The sequence below is a fragment of the Rhizobium sp. T1470 genome (assembly GCF_042140505.1).
In the GTDB taxonomy this organism is placed as follows: domain Bacteria; phylum Pseudomonadota; class Alphaproteobacteria; order Rhizobiales; family Rhizobiaceae; genus Rhizobium; species Rhizobium favelukesii.
This window is the reverse complement of record NZ_CP148092.1, coordinates 669732-689978: the sequence shown is the minus strand read 5'-3', so window position 1 is coordinate 689978 and position 20247 is coordinate 669732. Positions and strand designations below refer to the sequence as shown.

General features: G+C 59.3%; 15 protein-coding genes and 1 pseudogene. 10 read left to right on the top strand and 6 right to left on the bottom strand.

Features of this window, described 5'->3' with window-relative positions; genetic code table 11:
• Positions 1-2 precede the first annotated feature (2 nt).
• Positions 3-671 (bottom strand): haloacid dehalogenase type II, encoded by a 669-nt coding sequence (locus WGT02_RS24490; protein WP_208247152.1) that lies wholly within the window; start codon positions 669-671, stop codon positions 3-5.
• 312 nt (positions 672-983) lie between these two features.
• Between WGT02_RS24490 and WGT02_RS24485 the strand changes: the two genes are divergently transcribed.
• From WGT02_RS24485 to WGT02_RS24455, 7 genes and pseudogenes are all read left to right on the top strand, one after another.
• Positions 984-1820 carry a GNAT family N-acetyltransferase gene (locus tag WGT02_RS24485; protein WP_024315493.1) on the top strand — a complete coding sequence of 279 codons (837 nt, stop codon included), beginning with the start codon at positions 984-986 and terminating at the stop codon, positions 1818-1820.
• A 13-nt stretch (positions 1821-1833) separates the two neighbouring features.
• The gene (locus WGT02_RS24480) at positions 1834-3213 is read left to right on the top strand and encodes an aspartate aminotransferase family protein (RefSeq protein ID WP_208247150.1); all 1380 of its coding nucleotides are present in this window, start codon (positions 1834-1836) and stop codon (positions 3211-3213) included.
• 237 nt (positions 3214-3450) lie between these two features.
• Positions 3451-4173 (top strand): HAD-IA family hydrolase, encoded by a 723-nt coding sequence (locus WGT02_RS24475; RefSeq protein WP_208247149.1) that lies wholly within the window; start codon positions 3451-3453, stop codon positions 4171-4173.
• 78 nt (positions 4174-4251) lie between these two features.
• Positions 4252-5861 (top strand): annotated as a pseudogene (locus WGT02_RS24470) (ABC transporter substrate-binding protein).
• A 95-nt stretch (positions 5862-5956) separates the two neighbouring features.
• Complete coding sequence (locus WGT02_RS24465; RefSeq protein ID WP_024315497.1) at positions 5957-6907, top strand: ABC transporter permease; 951 nt, start codon at positions 5957-5959, stop codon at positions 6905-6907.
• Positions 6904-7770, top strand: coding sequence for an ABC transporter permease (locus WGT02_RS24460; RefSeq protein WP_208247146.1), 867 nt, complete (start codon positions 6904-6906; stop codon positions 7768-7770). The genes WGT02_RS24465 and WGT02_RS24460 overlap by 4 nt, the downstream gene beginning before the upstream one ends.
• Positions 7770-9425, top strand: coding sequence for an ABC transporter ATP-binding protein (locus tag WGT02_RS24455; protein WP_024315499.1), 1656 nt, complete (start codon positions 7770-7772; stop codon positions 9423-9425). Before WGT02_RS24460 ends, WGT02_RS24455 begins: the two co-directional genes overlap by 1 nt.
• Positions 9426-9459: 34 nt before the next feature.
• Here WGT02_RS24455 and WGT02_RS24450 read toward each other — a convergent pair whose 3' ends face one another.
• Positions 9460-9936, bottom strand: coding sequence for an Lrp/AsnC family transcriptional regulator (locus WGT02_RS24450; protein WP_024315500.1), 477 nt, complete (start codon positions 9934-9936; stop codon positions 9460-9462).
• Positions 9937-10172: 236 nt separating this feature from the next.
• On the opposite strand from WGT02_RS24450, the gene WGT02_RS24445 reads away from it, so the two are divergent.
• The gene (locus tag WGT02_RS24445) at positions 10173-11498 is read left to right on the top strand and encodes an FAD-binding oxidoreductase (RefSeq protein WP_208247144.1); all 1326 of its coding nucleotides are present in this window, start codon (positions 10173-10175) and stop codon (positions 11496-11498) included.
• 156 nt (positions 11499-11654) lie between these two features.
• A complete protein-coding gene (locus WGT02_RS24440; protein ID WP_024315502.1) occupies positions 11655-13082 on the top strand; it encodes an aldehyde dehydrogenase family protein in 1428 nt (475 codons plus the stop codon).
• A gap of 287 nt (positions 13083-13369) precedes the next feature.
• On the opposite strand, the gene WGT02_RS24435 is transcribed toward WGT02_RS24440, so the two are convergent.
• From WGT02_RS24435 to WGT02_RS24420, 4 genes are all read right to left on the bottom strand, one after another.
• Positions 13370-13807: a PIN domain-containing protein gene (locus tag WGT02_RS24435; RefSeq protein ID WP_024315503.1), complete on the bottom strand. Its 438-nt coding sequence runs from the start codon at positions 13805-13807 to the stop codon at positions 13370-13372.
• Positions 13804-14106, bottom strand: coding sequence for a hypothetical protein (locus WGT02_RS24430; protein ID WP_024315504.1), 303 nt, complete (start codon positions 14104-14106; stop codon positions 13804-13806). Before WGT02_RS24430 ends, WGT02_RS24435 begins: the two co-directional genes overlap by 4 nt.
• 313 nt (positions 14107-14419) lie before the next feature.
• On the bottom strand, positions 14420-17566 hold the full coding sequence (locus WGT02_RS24425) for an efflux RND transporter permease subunit (RefSeq protein WP_024315505.1): 3147 nt from the start codon (positions 17564-17566) through the stop codon (positions 14420-14422).
• Between the two features lie 9 nt (positions 17567-17575).
• Complete coding sequence (locus WGT02_RS24420; RefSeq protein WP_024315506.1) at positions 17576-18808, bottom strand: efflux RND transporter periplasmic adaptor subunit; 1233 nt, start codon at positions 18806-18808, stop codon at positions 17576-17578.
• Positions 18809-19232: 424 nt separating this feature from the next.
• Here WGT02_RS24420 and nuoH point away from each other — a divergent pair, with 424 nt between their 5' ends.
• Complete coding sequence (gene nuoH / locus WGT02_RS24415; protein WP_024315507.1) at positions 19233-20219, top strand: NADH-quinone oxidoreductase subunit NuoH; 987 nt, start codon at positions 19233-19235, stop codon at positions 20217-20219.
• The last annotated feature ends 28 nt before the right edge of the window (positions 20220-20247 follow it).

Here is a 20247-nt window from a genome sequence, read left to right as displayed (position 1 = left end):
TCTCAGAGCCCGACGACGCCCGGAAGACCCGAGATATCGGCGATTTCGACATAGCCGTAATAGGGGTTCGCCGGTTCGTGGCCACGATTGACCCAGACCTTGTTCTTGATGCCGAGGTCATGCGCCGACATCAGATCGTAACGGAATGAAGACGAGCAATGGAGAATGTCTTCGGGGCCGCAGCCCAGCATATCAAGCATGTATTCGAAGCCCTTGAAGCGCGGTTTGTAGGACTGCGCCTGCTCCGCTGTGTAGACTGCGTGAAACGGCGCCCCGAGCTTTTCGACATTCGACATGATTTGCGCGTTCATCGCGTTGGAGAGGATGACCAGCGGGATTTCCTCACCAATCTTGGCAAGGCCTGCCGGAACGTCCGGATGCGGCCCCCAGGTCGGGACGCGCTCGTAGACCGCCCTCGCAGCTTCATCATGGAACTTTATGCCGTTGCGCTTGCAGGTCCGCTCAAGCGAGTTGTGAACCACCTCATTATAAGGTTTCCAATCGCCCAGTACCTCGTCGAGGCGATAGGCGGCAAAGTTCTTGATGAACTCGGCAATGCGCGGCTCGTCGAACTGATCACCGTAAAGATCGCGCGCCGCCTCCGCCATCTGGAAGTTGGTGAGTGTGCCATAGCAGTCGAAGGTGATGTATTTCGGCCGGAAGTGAGTCATGACCTGTCCTTGAGCTGTAGCGGTTTCATCTGTGGCCATCATAGGCCGAGGTTCACCCGCCCGCTCGACTGAAATCCGAACGATCAAAGCAGATTGTTTCGTATCTAAAGCCGGCTTTGGCAGAAGGTTGTGCGTCCTGGGGCGTTTCACTTCTCTTCCAGGACAGCGTTTCTCGCGCACGCGTTCGTTGTCAGCATAAGATGCGGCGGCATGCGCCTGCAAAGCCATAAGATACCGTCCGGGCCGCGTCCTTCAGACAATCTTCCGGCCGATACTGCCTCACACTTGTGACCAGAAATGAAGGACATTCCAATGCAAACACGTCAGATCGATCTTGCGACGTTCGGTCCCGAACACCTGGGAGCTGCCATCGACCTGTCTCGGCAGGCGGGCTGGCCGCACCGGTCGGAAGACTGGCAGATGGCGCTGGCGCTCAGCGAAGGGGTCGTGGCGGTCGAGGCCGGACGGGTCGTCGGCACCGTGCTCATGACGCCATACAAGACCGAGTGTGCAACAATCAACATGGTTATTGTCGACGAGACGATGCGCGGTCGCGGTCTAGGTCGCAGGCTCATGGATGCCGCATTTCAGATGGCGGCAGACCGACCGCTGCGGCTCGTGGCGACGGCCGAAGGCCTTCCCCTCTACAAGAAGCTTGGCTTTTGCGAGATCGGCACGGTCTTACAGCACCAGGGGGTGGTCGGCGAAATCGCCGCGCCAACGCAAACCGAGGACGCAACCGTCGGCGATCTTCATGCACTCACCGAACTCGACCGGGTTGCTTTCGGCGCCGATCGCGAAGGGCTGATGGCCTATCTCGCCAAGGTCGGTGAGTTCGCCGTCACCCGCCGTGACGGCCGCATTTCAGGGTTTGCAGCCCTGCGCTCCTTCGGTCGAGGAGACGTAATCGGCCCCGTCGTCGCCGCCGATCTCACTGATGCCAAAGCACTCGTCAGACACTTCATTGCCAAGCGTCCCAGCCGATTCCTCAGGATCGACACCACCGACGACAGCAACCTTTCGCCCTGGCTCGCCGAACAAGGCCTCGCGCACGTTGGCGGCGGCATTGCCATGGCCAAGCCGCAGATCCACCGCGCCGCAGATCGTGTTGCGGCCACCTTTGCCCTCGCCAATCAGGCGCTCGGCTGATCCGGAGACCTTCATGTTTAGCAATTCCCTGATCGAACTCGACCGCGCGCATTTGATCCATCCGGTCGCTTCCTATCGCGGTCACGAAAATCTGGGCGTGCGGGTCCTGACATCGGCTTTTGGTGCAACAGTCACCGATGCGAACGGCAAACAACTGATCGATGGCTTTGCCGGCCTTTGGTGCGTCAATGCTGGCTATGGTCATGACAGCATCGTCGAGGCGGCGGCAAAGCAAATGCGGGAGCTTCCTTATGCAACCGCCTATTTCGGCCTCGGCTCGGAGCCGGCAATCAGGTTGGCCTCGGAACTCGCCGATCGCGCGCCAGGAGACCTCAACCACGTCTATTTCACGCTCGGCGGTTCGGATGCGGTCGACAGCACGATCCGCTTCATCCGCTACTATTGGAATGCGCGCAGACGACCCGGGAAAGACCAGTTCATCTCCATCGAACAAGGCTATCACGGTTCCTCGACGGTTGGAGCCGGTCTTACTGCTCTACCCGCCTTTCACGCTGGTTTCGGCTTGCCATTCGACTGGCAGCACAAGATTCCGTCCCACTATGCCTACCGCAACCCGGTCGGCACCGACCCCGAAGCCATCATCGCTGCTTCCATTGCCGCGTTGAAGCAGAAGATCGAAGAACTGGGCGGCGCCGAGCGCGTTGCGGCATTCTATGCGGAACCGATCCAGGGATCGGGCGGCGTGCTCGTGCCGCCCAAGGGCTGGATGAAGGCAATGCGTGCCGTTTGCCGCGAGCTCGATATCCTCTTTGTCGCCGACGAGGTCATCACCGGCTTCGGGCGCACAGGTCCGCTATTTGCCTGTTCTGAGGATGACATCGTGCCGGACCTCCTGACGGTCGCCAAGGGCCTCACATCCGGCTACGTGCCGATGGGTGCCCTGTTCATGTCGGAACACGTCTACCAGACGATTGCCGATGGCGCCGGCGCCTCCGCCGTCGGACATGGCTATACCTATTCGGCCCATCCCGTCAGCGCCGCCGTCGGTCTGGAGGTTCTACGACTCTACGAAGACGGACTGCTGGAAAACGGCCGCAGAGCCGGAGCGCGGCTGATGGCCGGGCTCGAGAGCCTGAAGGACCATCCGCTCGTCGGCGACGTCCGCGGCCGCGGCATGTTGGCTGCCATCGAGCTCGTCGTCGACAAGGAACGCAAGACTCCCCTTCCAGCCGCTGCAGAACCGGCGCGCCGCATCTTCGACCGCGCCTGGAACAATGGTCTCGTCATCCGCGCCTTCGCCAATGGCGTGCTCGGCTACGCCCCACCGCTCTGTTGCACGGAGGCGGAAATCGACGCGATCGTGGAGCGTACACGCAGGACGCTCGACGAGACGCTCGCCGACAGCGATATCCGGCGGGCCCTTGTGGCCTGAGAAACCCGAGCCGCAATATGTCGCGGAACCGTCATCTTCGGTATTTTGTGCCGCGCCACAGCCTGTTTTCGGAGACTCTGGTTTGGGACAGCTGCCAAACTCAGTTCAAGAAAAAGGGCCGGATCCCAGAAATCCCGGCCTTTCACCAAGAGCTGGAAAATCACCTCGCCAGGGAACAGAATATTCTTCTTCACGAAGCCGGCGTTCCCTCAGGAGGCCGAGAACTGGGAAATTGCGATGGGCAAGAGCCTTCATGACTTCACGTATCTGACCTTCGATGTCGTCGGCACGCTGATCGACTTCGAGGGTGGTCTTACGGAGTGCCTCGCCAACATCGCCGCAGACGCGGGCGTCGTGATCGACGCCGAGGACGCCGAGGAGGCTTTAAGCCTTTACCGCGCGGCGCGCTATTCCAGGGATGCCGACCTCTTCCCGGATGATCTCATTCGCGTCTATCTGGCGATCGCGCCAAACCTCGGCCTGCCGGTTGAGCGAAAGTGTGGTGAGCGGCTGCGCGATTCCGCAAAACGCTGGAAGGCCTTTGACGACAGCGCCGAAGCGCTGGCCCAACTTGCCAAAGATTACCGCCTGGTGGCGATGACCAATGCACGTCGCTGGGCCTTCGATTACTTCGCGAAGGAACTGGGAAGCCCGTTTTACGCCGCCTTCACCGCCGACGAAACCGGCACAGAAAAGCCGGACCCCGTCTTCTTCGAGAAGGTTTTCGACTTCGTCGCCGCCGAAGGAAGTTCAAAGGACGAGATCCTGCATGTCGCCCAAAGCCAGTACCACGACATTGGGATTTCGCGGGAGCTGGGGATGAGCAATTGTTGGATTGAGCGCCGCCACGGACAGAAAGGCTATGGCGGCACGATCGAGCCGGCCAAATTCACCGAGCCCGACTATCACTTCACATCCTTGAAGGGCCTCGCCAATGCAGTGGCCGCCGCGCGGGGCTGAATGAGAATCTCAAAGAACCTGGCCTGAACTTTGCGGAAAGACGAAGACGCGCCAACCAACCACGAAAAGGGGAATGCTATGAACGACAAGATTACCAACTGGACCACATCCGACGACACAAGGGTCGAAAACGCCATTCGCCGTGGCGCGACGCGTCGAGAATTACTCCACATGATGCTGGCCGGCGGTGTGGCGATGTCGGCGGGGGGCCTCATCCTCTCTCGCGCCTCGCAGGCGCTCGCCGCCACACCCGTTTCCGGCGGCGCGCTGAAGGCGGCGGGATGGTCGTCTTCGACGGCCAATACGCTCGACCCGGCCAAGGCATCGCTCTCGACTGACTATGTCCGTTGCTGCTCCTTTTACAATCGCCTCACCTTCCTCGACCAGAACGGCGTCCCGCAAATGGAGCTTGCCGAAACAATCGAGTCCAAGGATGCAAAAACCTGGACCGTCAAGCTTAAGAAGGGCGTTACTTTCCACGATGGTAAGCCGCTGACGGCCGACGACGTCGTCTTTTCGCTGAAGCGCCATCTCGACCGGCCGTCGGTTCGAAGGTCGCCAAGATCGCCGCCCAAATGACGGGCTTCAAGGCAGTCGACAAACAGACCGTCGAGATCACGCTCGCAAATCCGAACGCCGACCTACCGACCATTCTGTCGATGCACCACTTCATGGTCGTCGCCGACGGTACGACGGACTTCTCGAAGGCGAACGGTACGGGCGCCTTCGTCAAGGAGGTCTTCGAACCCGGCGTGCGGTCGGTCGGGATCAAGAACAAGAACTACTGGAAATCCGGCCCGAACGTCGATTCGTTCGAATACTTCGCCATCAGCGACGACAATGCCCGCGTCAACGCACTGCTTTCGGGCGACATTCATCTTGCCGCCTCGATCAATCCCCGCTCGATGCGTTTGGTCGAGACACAGGCAGACGCTTTCGTCCTGTCGAAGACGACGTCTGGCAACTACACCAATCTCAACATGCGACTCGACATGGAGCCCGGCAGCAAGCGAGACTTCATCGAAGGTATGAAGTATCTCGTCAACCGCGAGCAGATCGTCAAGTCGGCGCTTCGGGGCTTGGGTGAGGTCGGCAACGACCAGCCGGTTTCCCCCGCGAATTTCTATCGCAATGCAGATCTGAAGGCGCGCGCATTCGATCCCGAAAAGGCCAAGTTCCATTTCGAAAAGGCCGGCGTTCTTGGTCAGTCGGTCCCGGTGATCGCCTCCGACGCGGCGACGTCGTCAATCGACATGGCGATGATCATCCAGGCCGCCGGTGCCGAAATCGGCATGAAGCTTGACGTCCAGCGCGTTCCATCCGACGGTTATTGGGACAATTATTGGCTGAAGGCACCCGTCCATTTCGGCAATATCAACCCGCGCCCGACACCGGACATCCTGTTCTCGCTGCTCTACGCTTCAGAAGCGCCGTGGAATGAGAGCCAATACAAGTCGGAGAAGTTCGACAAGATGCTGATCGAAGCGCGCGGCTCGCTCGACCAGAACAAACGAAAGGCCATCTACAACGAAATGCAAGTCATGGTCGCCGAAGAAGCTGGCACGATCATTCCGGCCTATATTTCGAACGTCGATGCCACGACTGCCAAACTCAAGGGCCTCGAAGCGAACCCGCTTGGTGGCCAGATGGGCTATGCCTTTGCGGAATACGTCTGGCTGGAAGCCTGACGACGCAACCGGCCACGGGGCTGCAGCCGCACTGCTGTAGCCCCGGGCTTTTTTCCGATGCGGAAAACGATGTCGAACGTTGAAAGGGAACGCGCGTGAACAACCCCGTCCTATCCCTTGTCCTGGGGAGACTGCTCATCGCCGTGGTCACATTGTTGATCGTCTCCTTCGCCGTCTTCTTCGCGACGACACTGCTGCCGGGAGACACGGCAACGATCCTTCTCGGCCAGGCCGCCACACCCGAGGCCGTTGCAGGTCTGCGCAACGCAATGCACCTCGACGAGCCGGCGCTCTTCCGTTTCCTGCGCTGGATTGTCGGCTTGTTGCATGGCGATCTCGGGACCTCCTATGCCAATGAGATGCCGGTTGCCAAGCTTATTGCCGGACGTTTCATCAACACCATGAAGCTTGCCGGCGTGACCGCCTTGTTCTCGGTCCCGATCGCCCTTTCGCTCGGAATCACGGCTGCCATGCTTCGCGGCTCGCTCTATGACCGGATTGTCACCATCTTGACAATCGGGGTGATCTCCGTCCCGGAATTCATGGTCGCGACCTCCGCCGTGCTGATCTTCGCCGTCTATCTAAAGTGGCTGCCGGCGCTGTCCTTCGCCAACGAGATCCATAGCTTGAGCGATATGCTACGTGTCTATGCAATGCCGGTGATCACGCTCACATTCGTCGTTTCGGCGCAGATGATCCGGATGACGCGCGCCGCAGTCATCGAGACGCTCAATACGCCTTACGTCGAGATGGCGCTACTCAAGGGCGCCTCCCGGCCGCGCATCGTCTTCCGTCACGCCTTGCCCAATGCGCTCGGGCCGATCGTCAATGCCGTTGCGCTCTCGCTCTCATATCTACTGGGCGGCGTCATCATCGTTGAGACGATCTTCAACTATCCAGGGATTGCCAAGCTCATGGTCGATGCTGTTGCCACCCGCGACCTGCCGCTGATCCAAAGCTGCGCGATGATCTTCTGCCTCGGCTACCTGATCCTGATCACGGCTGCCGACATCATCGCCATTCTTTCCAATCCGAGGCTCCGATGACAATGACGCCTTCAAGCACTTCGACACCCCTGCGGAAATCCGGAATCCGGTTTGGCTATCGCTTCAACATCGTGGGCATGATCGGCCTTGCGATCATCCTGTCCTGGGCGCTCGTTGCAATCTTTGCACCGCTTATAATCCCCTACCCGGTCGGTGAGATCGTTGATGTCGATTATTTCGGTCCGATGAGCCGTGATCTTTGGCTGGGCTCGGACTATCTCGGCCGCGACATGGTCTCGCGAATCCTGATGGGCGCACGCTATACCGTCGGTATCTCGCTCGCAGCCGTGACGATTGCCTGTTTCAGTGGCGTGGTTCTTGGCATGATCGCCGCCGTCACCGGAGGCTGGATTGATACGATCTTGAGCCGTGTCCTCGACGCGCTGAATTCGATCCCAAGCAAGCTGTTCGGCCTTGTGGTCGTCGCGGCCGTCGGCTCCTCGATCCCGGTGCTGATCTTGACGCTGTCGGTCATCTACATTCCCGGATCCTATCGCTTCGCTCGCGCACTTGCCGTCAACATTAACGCGATGGACTTCATCACTGTCGCGCGCATCCGCGGGGAGAACACCCTCTATCTCACTCGATCCGAGATCCTACCCAACATCGTTGGGCCGGTGCTCGCAGATCTGGGGCTTCGCTTCGTTTTCATCGTTCTCCTGCTCTCCGGGCTCTCGTTCCTCGGCCTCGGTGTTCAGCCGCCTTATGCCGACTGGGGTGCACTTGTGCGCGAGAACATCGGCGGTCTGCCTTTTGGAGCACCGGCCGTTATGTTCCCCTCGCTTGCGATCGCCAGCCTCACGATCAGCGTGAACCTCCTGATCGATAACCTGCCGCACAAGATCCGCGATCGGAGCGAGTGATGACCAACCTTGTAGAAATCTGTGACCTGAAGGTCGAAGCAACCACCGATTCCGGGCGCCACGTCGAAATCATCAAGGGCGTTAGCCTGGCCGTCGCGAAGGGCGAGATAGTCGCCCTGATTGGGGAAAGCGGTTCGGGAAAGACGACGATCGCATTGACGTTGATGGGTCACGCCCGCCCAGGCTGCCGCATTTCCGGCGGCATTGTATCGGTCGCCGGCAAGAACATGGTCGCACTTTCGGAAAAGCAGCGTGCCAAGGTACGCGGCACCGAGGTCGCTTACGTACCGCAATCGGCGGCCGCCGCCTTCAACCCGGCAACCACCATCATGGACCAGGTCATCGAGGTCACCCGCATCCATGGGCTGATGTCGCCCGACGAGGCCCGCACGCGCGCCGTCGAGCTCTTCCGGGCGCTGTCCCTGCCCGAACCCGATACGATCGGCAGCCGTTATCCGCATCAAGTCTCCGGCGGACAGTTGCAGCGGCTTGCGGCTGCCATGGCCCTGATCGGCGACCCCAAGCTCGTCATCTTCGACGAACCGACCACCGCACTCGACGTTACCACGCAGATCGAGGTTCTGCGCGCCTTCAAGGCAGTCATGAAGAAGGGCGGGATCGCAGGCGTCTATGTCTCGCATGATCTTGCTGTCGTCGCCCAGATTGCCGATCGCATCGTCGTTTTGAAAGGTGGCGAGGCGAAGGAGACCGGCACCACCGAAGAGATCCTCAACGAAGCAAAGCATCCCTACACGCGCGAACTGCTCGCCGCCTTCGAGCCAAAGTCGCGCGGGCCTGTCGCCGCCGCACCGACTTCGCCTGCTCCGCTTCTGAAGATCGAAGACCTGGTCGCCGGTTATGGTCAGCGCCAGACCGACGGGCTGCCGCTCGTGCGGGCTGTGGAGCATGTGAGCCTCAAGGTGGAGAAAGGTCGCAACCTTGGCATCATCGGGGAATCCGGTTGCGGAAAGTCGACGCTCGCCCGCGCCATAGCCGGCATCTTGCCGGCCGCCGTCGGCAAGATCGTCTTCGACGGCAAGGAACTCTCTCGCAGCGCACGCGAGCGCTCACGCGACCAGCTGCGCCAGATGCAAATCGTCTTTCAATATGCTGACACCGCGCTCAATCCGGCAAAGTCGGTCGAGGATATCCTGGACCGGCCCCTTGTCTTCTACCACCGCATGGACAGAAAGGCGCGCAGCGCCCGCATCGACGAGTTGCTCGATATGGTGCGCCTACCGCGCAATCTGCGCCACCGGCGCCCGGGTGAGCTTTCCGGCGGCCAGAAGCAGCGCGTGAACTTTGCCCGCGCATTGGCCGCTGACCCGAAGTTGATCCTCTGTGACGAGATCACCTCGGCACTCGATACGGTTGTCGCCGCCGCCGTCATCGACCTCCTCAAGGACTTGCAACGCGACCTCGGACTCTCCTACATTTTTATCAGTCACGACTTGTCCGTGGTCGAGGCGATCTGCGACGAGATCGTTGTGATGTATGGCGGCAGAAAGGTCGAGGAAATCATGCCGGCCAAGGTCAAGACGCCGCAGCACCCCTATTCGCAATTGCTGTTCTCGTCGGTGCCGAAGCTCGACCCCACCTGGCTTGACGGTCTTCAACAGGATGCCGAGTTGGTTCGGGCCTATTGCCGGCGCTGAAGCGCCTGCGCGTCATGTTCAAAACGACACAGCCTTACATCGGAAACAGGCTGGTCAGTGGCATGTGGGCTTTTACGATCGGCGACTTTAGAACGACGAAGCTGAAATATTTGTCGATGCCGACATCCATGTCAGTCAGGCGTTCCATGATGGTTTGGTATTCGCCAATACCGGCAGTCACGAATTTCAGCAGATAGTCGTACCCGCCAGATACGAGGTGGCACTCGATCACATTGTCAACCTTCTCGATCGCGGCGAGAAACCGGGCAAAGTCTATCTGCCGGTGGTTTTTCAGTGTGATCTCCGTGAATACAGTGAGCGTCTGGCCCAGTTTGCCGACATTGATCTGCGCAGAATAGCCTCCGATATAACCCTCCGACTGCAGCTTTTTCACCCGCATCAGGCAGGGGCTCGGCGACAGAGCAACAAGCTCCGCAAGTTCGACGTTGGTGATGCGTCCGTTCTTTTGTAGTTCGTAGAGAATCTTGATGTCGATCCTGTCGAGCTTCATGCGGCACCTCTTCGAATTCTCTGTCTTGGCCAATCGCACAGCAGATTATGCTGCGAAACACATTGCGCCGAACCTAGCACAAAGGTCGGATGTGTCGATGTCATTTTGCCTCTTGCGCCGAAGCACAAAGGCCCGAGCAGCTCCGGGAAGACAGAATTTTCTGCTGCCATCGGCGACAGTCCGGCAACGCTGCAGCGGAGAAACCGCTAGACTGCGTGCGAAACGGAGACCATGCCATGCCTGCACCGCTGAAATTTGTCGCGACCACTCCGCAGTTGCCCGCTCAAGCGGACGCGGTGATCATCGGTGGCGGCATCGTCGGCGTCTTTGCAGCCTATTATTTGGCGAGGCGCGGATTGACGGTAGCGCTCGTTGAAAAAGGTCGGATCGGCGCAGAACAATCGAGCCGCAACTGGGGCTGGTGTCGCCAGCAAAACCGCGACGCTCGCGAACTTCCGATGGCAACAAAGAGCCTCGATCTATGGGAGAGCTTCGCCGCCGAAACGGGAGAGGATACGGGCTTTTGCCGCTGCGGGCTTTTCTATTTGAGCAACAGTGACGAAGAACTGGCCGGCTGGGCGCGGTGGCGCGACTTTGCCCGCACCGCCGGCGTCACCACCCATATGCTCGACAGTGTCGAAGCGACGGAGCGCGGCCGCGCGACCGGCAAGCCTTGGAAGGGTGGAGTCTTTTCGCCGACCGACGGCACCGCCGATCCGGGGTCCGCGGCGCCCGCCGTCGCGGCCGCGGCCCTCAAGCTCGGAGGAACAGTCCACCAATCCTGCGCCGCCCGCGGTATCGAGACGGAGGGCGGCCGCGTCTGCGGCGTTGTCACCGAACACGGCACCATTCGCACCAAAATCGCGGTGCTTGCCGGCGGTGCCTGGGCGTCCTCCTTCTGCCACCAGCTTGGCATCCGCTTTCCGCAGGCCTCTATCCGCTCTTCGATCCTTTCGGTCTCGCCCGGCGCCACTGGCCTGCCCGATGCGCTACACACGACGGCCGTTTCTGTCACCCGTCGCAGCGACGGCGGCTACACCCTGGCAATCAGCGGCGGCGGGCGCGTCGATCTGACGCCGCAACAGCTGCGCTTCGCGCCCCAGTTCCTGCCCATGTTCGTCCGGCGCTGGCGCAGCCTGGCACCGGGTGGATTGCAGGGAATTCGCTCAGGGCATGAGACACTGGCACGCTGGCGGCTGGACGCACCCACGCCGATGGAGCGCATGCGCATCCTCGATCCGGCCATCGATAAGCAGACCATTCGCACCACCCATTTGCGCGCACTGGAACTATTGCCGGCTTTGAAGAACACCAAGATCGCTGCCACCTGGGCAGGCTATGTCGACAGTACCCCCGATGGAGTGCCGGGGATCGGCGAAATAGCGACCGTTCCCGGCTTCGTGTTAGCCGCCGGCTTCAGCGGTCACGGCTTCGGCATCGGTCCCGGCGCAGGTCACCTGATTGCCGATATCGTCACCGGCGATGAGCCGATCGTCGACCCTCGGCCCTACCATCCAGACCGCTTCTTAACATCTGCCTGGGGGAAAGTGGCTGATTTCTGAGCGGCGGCGCATGGAAATCGGGGCCTGAGTTGAAGAACGAAACCATTCCGTACGACCGCGCTCAATGTCAAACCAGCTCCCCCAGATCATGAATGCCGAGGGACGCATTCCGTTTCCGCCAGCAAAGCCAATTTCCACACATCCACGGAGAACCCCATGAAGAACGCACACAGGTTCTACATAGACGGTGAATGGGTCGAGCCCGAGACACTAAAGAAGCACGACGTCATTGATCCATCGACCGAGCAGGTGATCGGGACGATTGCGATCGGTAGCGCAGCGGATGCAGAAAAAGCGATCAAAGCTGCGCGCAATGCCTTTGCCGGCTTTTCTAGGACGACGAAGGATGATCGGCTGGCGTTGCTGAAGCGGGTTCTTACAATCGTGAAGCGTCGCAAAGATGAGATCGGCGACATGATCTCGCGCGAGATGGGAGCGCCGCTCATCATGGCCCGGGCAGAACAGGCCGGCCTCGGCGCGGCCCATTTCGAGGAGACCATCCGCGCCTTCAAGACATTCGACTTTGAATACATGCAGGGCTCAACCCGAATCGTCCATGAACCGATTGGGGTCGTCGCAATGATCACACCCTGGAACTGGCCAATCAACCAGATCGTCTGCAAGGTCGCGCCCGCACTTGCGACCGGTTGTACAATGGTGCTCAAGCCGTCTGAGATCGCTCCCTTCAACGCTGTCATTTTGGCCGAGATCATGCATGAGGCTGGCGTGCCAAAGGGGGTCTTCAACTTGGTTCAGGGTGACGGCCCGACGGTCGGCGCGGTGTTGGCCAGCCATCCGGACGTCGACATGGTGTCCTTCACTGGCTCAACGCGCGCCGGTATTGCCGTTGCGCTGGCAGCAGCGCCCACCGTCAAACGGGTACATCAGGAACTCGGCGGCAAGTCACCGAATATCATACTGCGAAGCGCCGATCTTGCCGGCGCAGTCAGGGCCGGCGTTCGCCGCTGCTTTGCCAATTCTGGTCAGTCGTGCAACGCGCCGACGCGGATGCTCGTACCTGTAGAGCGTATGGACGAAGCAAGCGCTGTCGCGGCGCGAGAAGCAGCAGCGCTCGTCGTGGGTCCTCCATCCGATCCTCGTACCGACATCGGACCGGTCGCAAGCGCTACCCAGTTCGAAAAAATCCAGGCGCTGATCGAGAAGGGTATCGCGGAAGGAGCGGAGCTAGCTGCCGGCGGTCCCGGTCGGCCATCGCATCTCAGTTCGGGTTACTATGTGCGCCCGACCGTGTTTTCGCGGGTGACCAATTCGATGACGATCGCGCGCGAGGAGATCTTCGGTCCGGTGCTCTCCATCATCGGCTACGAAACCGAGGACGATGCGATGGCGATTGCTAATGACACGCCATATGGCCTCGCGTCCTTCATCCATGGCGCTCAGTCGGAAGCGCGGACGCTGGCACGCAGATTGCGCACCGGCAGTGTTCGCCTCAACGGCCCGGCATGGGATGGTGCCGCCCCCTTCGGCGGTTACAAGCGGTCGGGCAACGGCCGTGAATACGGCAAGTTCGGGCTACATGAGTTCACTGAGATCAAGGGCATCGTTGGATATGCAGGCGACTGAACGATTTGATCCCTGCCACCGCACTACGCGGTTCGGCTACCACCCCCGGTCAGGTATCAACAGCCAAATATTCGCAATGATTGATTGCACAGCCGATGAGATTGCGCTCAGCCGGAACTCGTCCGAGGATCTTTCGACCGCGATTTTCGGGATACCGCTCGCCGAAGGCGATCAAGTGCTGATTTCGCCGTGGGATTACCCCAGTGTCCGACGGAATGGTCGGAAGATTCGGGGACACAGGAGTCCGCTCAAAAGATTGGTCAATTTCCCCCGATCTCTCGTCGCGATCATGGTCCCACTCGGTTCCGCAAGGGATTGATGAACTGGGTGCCGGCAAAATCCTTTTCGTTGTCCGTAACCACCACACAATCATTCGCGCCTGCAATTGCGGCCACGATCATATCGAGCCCGCTACGAGGCCGGCCAGCTGACTTGCCATCGGCCATCAGGCGAGCCCAAATCAGTGCGGCCTTGTCGTCGAAGGGCAGGACGCGTCCCGCGAACAAACCTTGCGGCCCTTCGGGACCAGAGAACCACGCATCGAGAGCGTCGCGCTTCTTCCCACGTGGCTTTTCAAGGATGCCACGCCTAATCTCCGCAACCGTTAGGGAGGCTATGTACAGATTTTCGTCGCGTTGCTCTGCCCACCATGCCAGCAGCGATTCCGACGGCTTTTGCTTTACGACGTTGCTGATGACGTTGGTATCGAGGAGATAGCGTGTCACAGATCGACCCTGCGCCCCTCTTCGCGCGGGCGCGAAACATCGAGTTCAGCTCCAACAAGGGGCGATCGACGCAATGCGGCCAGGATCCCTCCTGTTTTAGGCGGTGCGCCCTCAACAAGCGTTTTCACGGTTTGTCTCGCCTGCTCTGCATCCGGCCCTTCCTCCGCTAGGTGCCGTGCCAACGCACGTATCAGTTCACGGTCCGATTCAAGTGCCATGACTTCCAATCGCTTGAAACCTCGTTGCGTGAGACGCCCTCGGTAGTTTTCGATCGCTCTTTTCTGCGCGGTATTACCCATCAATGATCTCCGATTTATATCAGGATATATACCCGAAACATTGACGAAAGACAAGATTTCAACAGGGTCGTTGCCAGCGAAAAGAGTTTCGCCGGTGCACTTTGTCTCAACCTCGATTTCTTCAAAAATCGGGGTGTCTCGATGAGGAAGCCGCACTTAGAAGTCGGTCGGGCCGACCTGAAAGAGCTAATGTCGCGGGCTGTCGAGTTCATCGCTGCTCTCCGACGCTGATATGAAGCGAGGTCGCGCATTCCATCGTCTGCAAACGAGATAGAGCATCCGGTTGCCGATACCGCGCTGAGCGCCGGCCAATTTAGGCCTTGATCTCGACGGTTTCGGGTTCCGGGCGCTTGGCTACGTCGGGAACATTGCCCTTGAAGACGCGCCTGACACTGACAAATAACAGCGGGATAAAAAATATCCCGATGACCGTTGCCGAGATCATACCGCCCATCACACCGATACCGATTGAGTTCTGGCTGCCGGATCCGGCGCCATTGGCAATCGCAAGTGGCAAAACCCCGAGAATAAAGGCCAACGAGGTCATGAGGATCGGCCGCAGACGCTGCCGGGAGGCCTCAAGCGTGGCCGCGAAGAGATCCTTGCCGGTTTTTTGCTGGTCGATCGCAAATTCGACAATCAGGATCGCGTTCTTGGCTGCGAGGCCAATTGTCGTCAGCAATCCCACCTTGAAGTAGACGTCATTGGTCTGGCCGAACAAAATAGCGGCAAGCAAGGCCCCAAAGACACCGATAGGGACCGACAGCATGACGGCGACGGGGATCGACCAGCTCTCATACAAGGCCGCCAGCGCCAGAAACACCACGAGAATGGAGATAGCGTACAACTGGGTCGCCTGGTTTCCTGAGAGGCGCTCCTGCGCCGACAGGCCGGTCCATTCATGGCGGAAGCCTTCCGGTAACTGAGCGACCAGATCATCGATCTCGTTCATGGCATCGCCGGATGAAACACCTGTGGCCGCAGCCCCCTGGATTTCGACCGCAGACGAACCGTTGTAGCGTTCGAGGCGCGGCGACCCAAACTTCCAGTGTCCGCTGGCGAAGGCTGAGAACGGCACCATCTCGTCGCCGGAGTTCTTGACGTACCAACGATCGAAGTCCTCAGGCTGCATTCGAAACTCCTTGTCAGCCTGTACATAGACCTTCTTGACGCGCCCGCGATCGATGAAATCATTGACGTAGTTGCCGCCCCAGGCTGTCGAGACCGTCGTATCGATATCTGAGAGATCGAGGTTAAGTGCACTCGCCTTTTCCTGATCGATGTCGACGGAATATTGCGGCGAATCTTCCTGCCCGTTTGGTCGCGTACCGCTCAATTTGCTGTTCTTGCCAGCTGCGGCGAGCAGTTGGTTTCTGACGTCGATCAACGGCTGATGACCAGTTGCATTCATGTCCTTGAGGTAAAAGTCGAAGCCAGCATTGTTGCCGAAGCCGGGTATGGCCGGAGGCGCCAAAGCGAACACGTTGCCGTCTCTGATCTTGGAAAAAGCCGCCATCGCGCGCCCTGCGACGGCTTGCGCCTTCGATTGGGGAGTACTGCGCTGGGAAAAATCCTTCAGCTTCACGAAGGCGATGCCGACGTTTTGGCCTTGGCCACCAAAGCCAAATCCAACGACTGCCATGACACCGGTGACGTAGTCCTTTTCATCGTTGAGATAGTGGTCGGTAACCTGCTGCAACACCTTTTGCGTGCGATCCGCCGTGGCGCCGACCGGCAACTGAACGCTGCTGATGAGGATTCCTTGATCCTCCTCGGGCAGGAACGAACTCGGCAATCGTGTGAAGAGGTAACCGACGCAAGCAGCGATCAGGAGAAAGATGCAAAGGAACAAAGCGCTGCGCCGCAGCATGCCACCAACGCCGCGCTGATATGCTGTTGTACCGCGCTCGAAGTTGCGGTTGAAAAACCCGAACACGCCGCGCTGTTTGGCGCCGTGCCTGGGTTTTTTCAGGACGGTCGCGCATAGCGCCGGGGTCAGGATCAGTGCGACGATCACGGAAAGCAGCATCGCCGACACGATGGTCACCGAGAACTGGCGGTAGATGATGCCGACGGAGCCCGAAAAAAATGCCATCGGAATAAACACGGCAGACAGGACAGTGGCGATGCCGATCAATGCGCCAGTGATCTCGTCCATGGACTTTATGGTCGCCTCCCTTGGCGAGAGATCCTCCTCCTCCATGACGCGCTCGACGTTTTCGACGACGACGATGGCGTCGTCAACGAGAAGCCCGATCGCAAGCACCATGCCGAACATCGTCAGCGTGTTGATCGAATAGCCGAAGTAGGCAAGGACCCCGAATGTGCCAAGAAGCACGACCGGTACGGCAAGTGTCGGAATGATCGTCGCGCGCAGATTTTGCAAAAAGACGAACATCACGAGGAAGACCAGCACGATGGCTTCGATGAGGGTCTTGACGACGTCTTCGATCGACAGCTTTACGAACGGCGTCGTGTCGTATGGGTAAACAACCTCGACGTTGGGCGGCAAGGTCCCCCGCAGGCTGTCGACCGTCGCCTGAACGGCCTCAGCCGTGTCAATCGCATTTGCGCCGGAGGCCAGGTTGATAGCAAGACCGGCTGAGGGTTTGCCGTTGTAGGTACTGAAGCTGGAGTAGCTATCCGCGCCTATTTCCACGGTCGCGACATCATTGAGACGAACGAGCGAGCCGTTGCTGTCGCTTTTGAGAATGATGTTCTGGAACTGCTCAGGCGTCTGGAGGCGGCTCTTGGCAGTAACCGTGGCGTTGAGTTGCTGGCCCTTGCGCTGCGGCAGTGCACCGATCTGACCGGCGGCAACCTGCGTGTTTTGCGCTTCGATAGCAGCGGTGACGTTGCTGACCATCAGCGAGTACTTCGCGAGCTTGTCAGGATCCACCCAGATGCGCATGGCATATCCCGAGCCGAAAAGCTGCGTGTCGCCAACGCCTGCAACCCGCTTCAGCGTGTCGTTCAGCGAGCTGTTGACATAGTCGGCGAGATCAGTTGACGTCAGCTTCCCGTCGGTTGAGACAAAACCAATGACCATTAGGAAGTTGGATGTGGATTTGGTGACCGTCAGCCCAGTGTTTTGAACGCTTTGTGGCAGTTGTGCCTGGACAAGCTGCAGCTTGTTTTGCACCTGCATCTGGGCCACGTCGGGATTTGCCGCACTGGTGAAGGTGAGCGATATCGACGCCTGACCAGTCGACTGGGATGTCGATGCCATATAGTCGAGATTGTCGATGCCGGTCATACCCTGCTCGATGACCTTCGTTACCGAGTTTTCGACCGTTTGTGCGTCGGCGCCCGGATAGTTTCCGGATATCCTGACCGTTGTTGGCGCAATCTGCGGATACTGAGAGATGGAAAGTGTTGTGATCGACAAAATGCCCGCGAGCATGATGACGATTGCGATGACCCAGGCAAACACCGGCCTGGCAATGAAAAACCGGGACACGTGATCACCTCACTTGGGAACAGGAGTGTTGGCCGCTTGCTTCACAGGAGCAGCGCTTGTGTCGGCTGCCTGATTGATCTGACCGGTCGCATCATCGATCACCACATCATCGACCTTGACATCTTGCCCGTCTCGCACACGCTGCAGACCTTCGACGATGACACGGTCGCCGTCAGTTATACCCTCTGCAACGAGCCAGCTATTGCCGACGCTTCTTTGTACTGAAAGCGTCCGCCTCTGCACCTTTCCATCTGAAGACACAAACAATGCGAGTGGCTGGCCCTTCGCATCACGTGTGACAGCTCGCTGAGGCACGAGAAAGCTGTTGGGCGCTATCCCCTCTTCGATTGTTGCCCGGACATACATGCCGGGCAGAAGAAGTCGGTCGGGATTTGGGAAGGTGGCGCGCGCAGTCACGGTGCCCAGTGTCTGCGAAACAGCGGCTGTAGAGAATTCAAAGGTTCCAGGCAGGGGGTATTTCGATCCATCTTCAAGCCTAAGGTTGACCGAGACGTTGTTGCCGACGATCTTTATCCGCCCCTCGGATATCGCTCGGCGGACCGCCAATAGGTTTGCACTGGATTGGGTGGCATCGACGTTGATCGGGTCAAGCTGATTTATCGTCGCGAGCGCCGTCGTCTGCTCAGCCGTCACCAACGCGCCCACTGTCACTGATGATGCGTCGATGCGGCCCGAGATCGGCGCGCGAATCCTTGTATAGTCGAGATTGATGCGGGCCGTCTCGAGCGCGGCTTTGGCCGAGGCGACATCGGCCTGCGCTTGCGCCAGTGTTGATAGCGCATCGTCGAGATCCTGCTTGCTGACGACTGACTGGGAGGTCAGACCCTGATATCGGTCTACCTTGGCCTGGGCACTGGGAACAGCACCCTCGGCTCTCTGCAGCCCCGCGACCGCACTGTCGAAGGCTGCCTGATAGGCGCTGGGATCGATCTCGTAGAGAACGTCTCCAGCGTTGACCTCGCTGCCTTCCCTGAAATTGCGGGCCCGGATAATGCCTCCGACCTGCGGGCGGACTTCGGCAATGAGCGACGCTGCGGTCCGGCCCGGGACCTCTGCCGTTATCGTCACAGATTGTGGATGCAGCGTGACCGCACTGACTTCCGGCTTTGCGTCGGCGCCCGCCTTTCGTTGAGTACCCTGCTCGTTACAGGCAACGAGCGCCAAGCCAACAGCGACGATCTGGGTGAATAGAATAAGGCGCGTTCTATCTAACAAAAGCATCGGTGGCTCCTGAATGTGCCGCTGCTGCTGGCCAACGCACACGCTAAAGTTCTGGTGTAGTCGCGGGATGTTTCAAGAGGCAGATGTGTAACGACCCTCGCGATCCGTGTCTCCAGCGACATTCGATCTGAAAATCGATCCGTGCCTTGCCGTTCGCCGTGCCGGGCGGCCGCCCGGCCAAGTCATGCACGGGCGGTCCCCTTAAAGGTTGTCCGATCGCGCGCCGAGGCGCTCGATCGCTGGGGCTGCCTGATCAAGCGCGGCGGTGCGACCGAAAGCATCGCTGCGACCACATAAGTGTGGTCGCATTGTATGGCGTGCGCCATCGTTGTATCCTGTAGCCTGACAAATGCGCAAACTACGCAGTGCATAGCCGGATCCAGTCCGGTCGGTGTTTCAAACCGTGAACAAATAGCCGCGGACCATGGAACTCATCGTCATCATCGGATTGATCGTCGTCAAGGTCGCGTTGCTGATTGCAATGCTGCTGCTGCTGCCCTTGCCTCTAACCTGGCTGGAACGCAAGATCGCCGGACACATGCAGCAACGGATGGGGCCGATGCGCGTTGGGTGGCACGGGCTGCTGCAACCGATGGCGGACGGAATCAAGCTTTTAACCAAAGAGGACCACATCCCGGCCGAGGCTGATCGCTTGCTGTTCAAGGTGGCTCCCATCCTGGCGCTCGCTCCGCCCTTTGTCGTATTCGTCGCGATCCCCTTCGGCGAAACTGTCTCGGTCCTCGGCGCCGAAGTCACGCTCTACGTTTCCAACATGAATGTGGCGCTCCTTTTCGTCTTCGCGGTGATCGGGATCGAGGTGTATGGCGTTATCTTCGGCGGCTGGGCCGCTAACAGCAAATACGCTGTCCTGGGCAGCCTGAGGACCTGCGCCCAGATGATAAGCTACGAGATCCCCATGGGGTTTGCGGTGATCGGCGTGGTCATGTTGGCGCAATCCATGAGCCTGCTCGAAATCGTGCGAGCGCAAGCCGATGTCTGGAACATCGTCTACCAACCGATCGGATTCTTCGTGTTTTTCGTCGCCGGACTGGCCGAGGCACAGCGCATTCCTTTCGACCTGGCGGAAGCGGAAGGCGATCTCGGCGCCGGGTTCCACACCGAATACAGTGGTATCCGGTTTGCGTTCTTCATGATCAGCGAATATGCCATCGTCTTGCTGGTGTCGGTCCTCGTGGTGATCCTGTTCTTCGGCGGCTGGAACGGCGTGCTGATCCCTTTGCCACCCCTCCTGTGGTTTCTGCTCAAGGTGGCGTTCTTCGTCTACTTGTTCATATGGTTCCGCTTCACGTTCCCTCGCTACCGCTACGACCAGCTGATGGCGATCGGATGGAAAGTCTTGCTTCCTTTGTCGATGGCGAACATAATCATAACTGGTCTTATTTTCTTTTAGGGGCCGCAACGGCTCCGTAGTGGGGCGC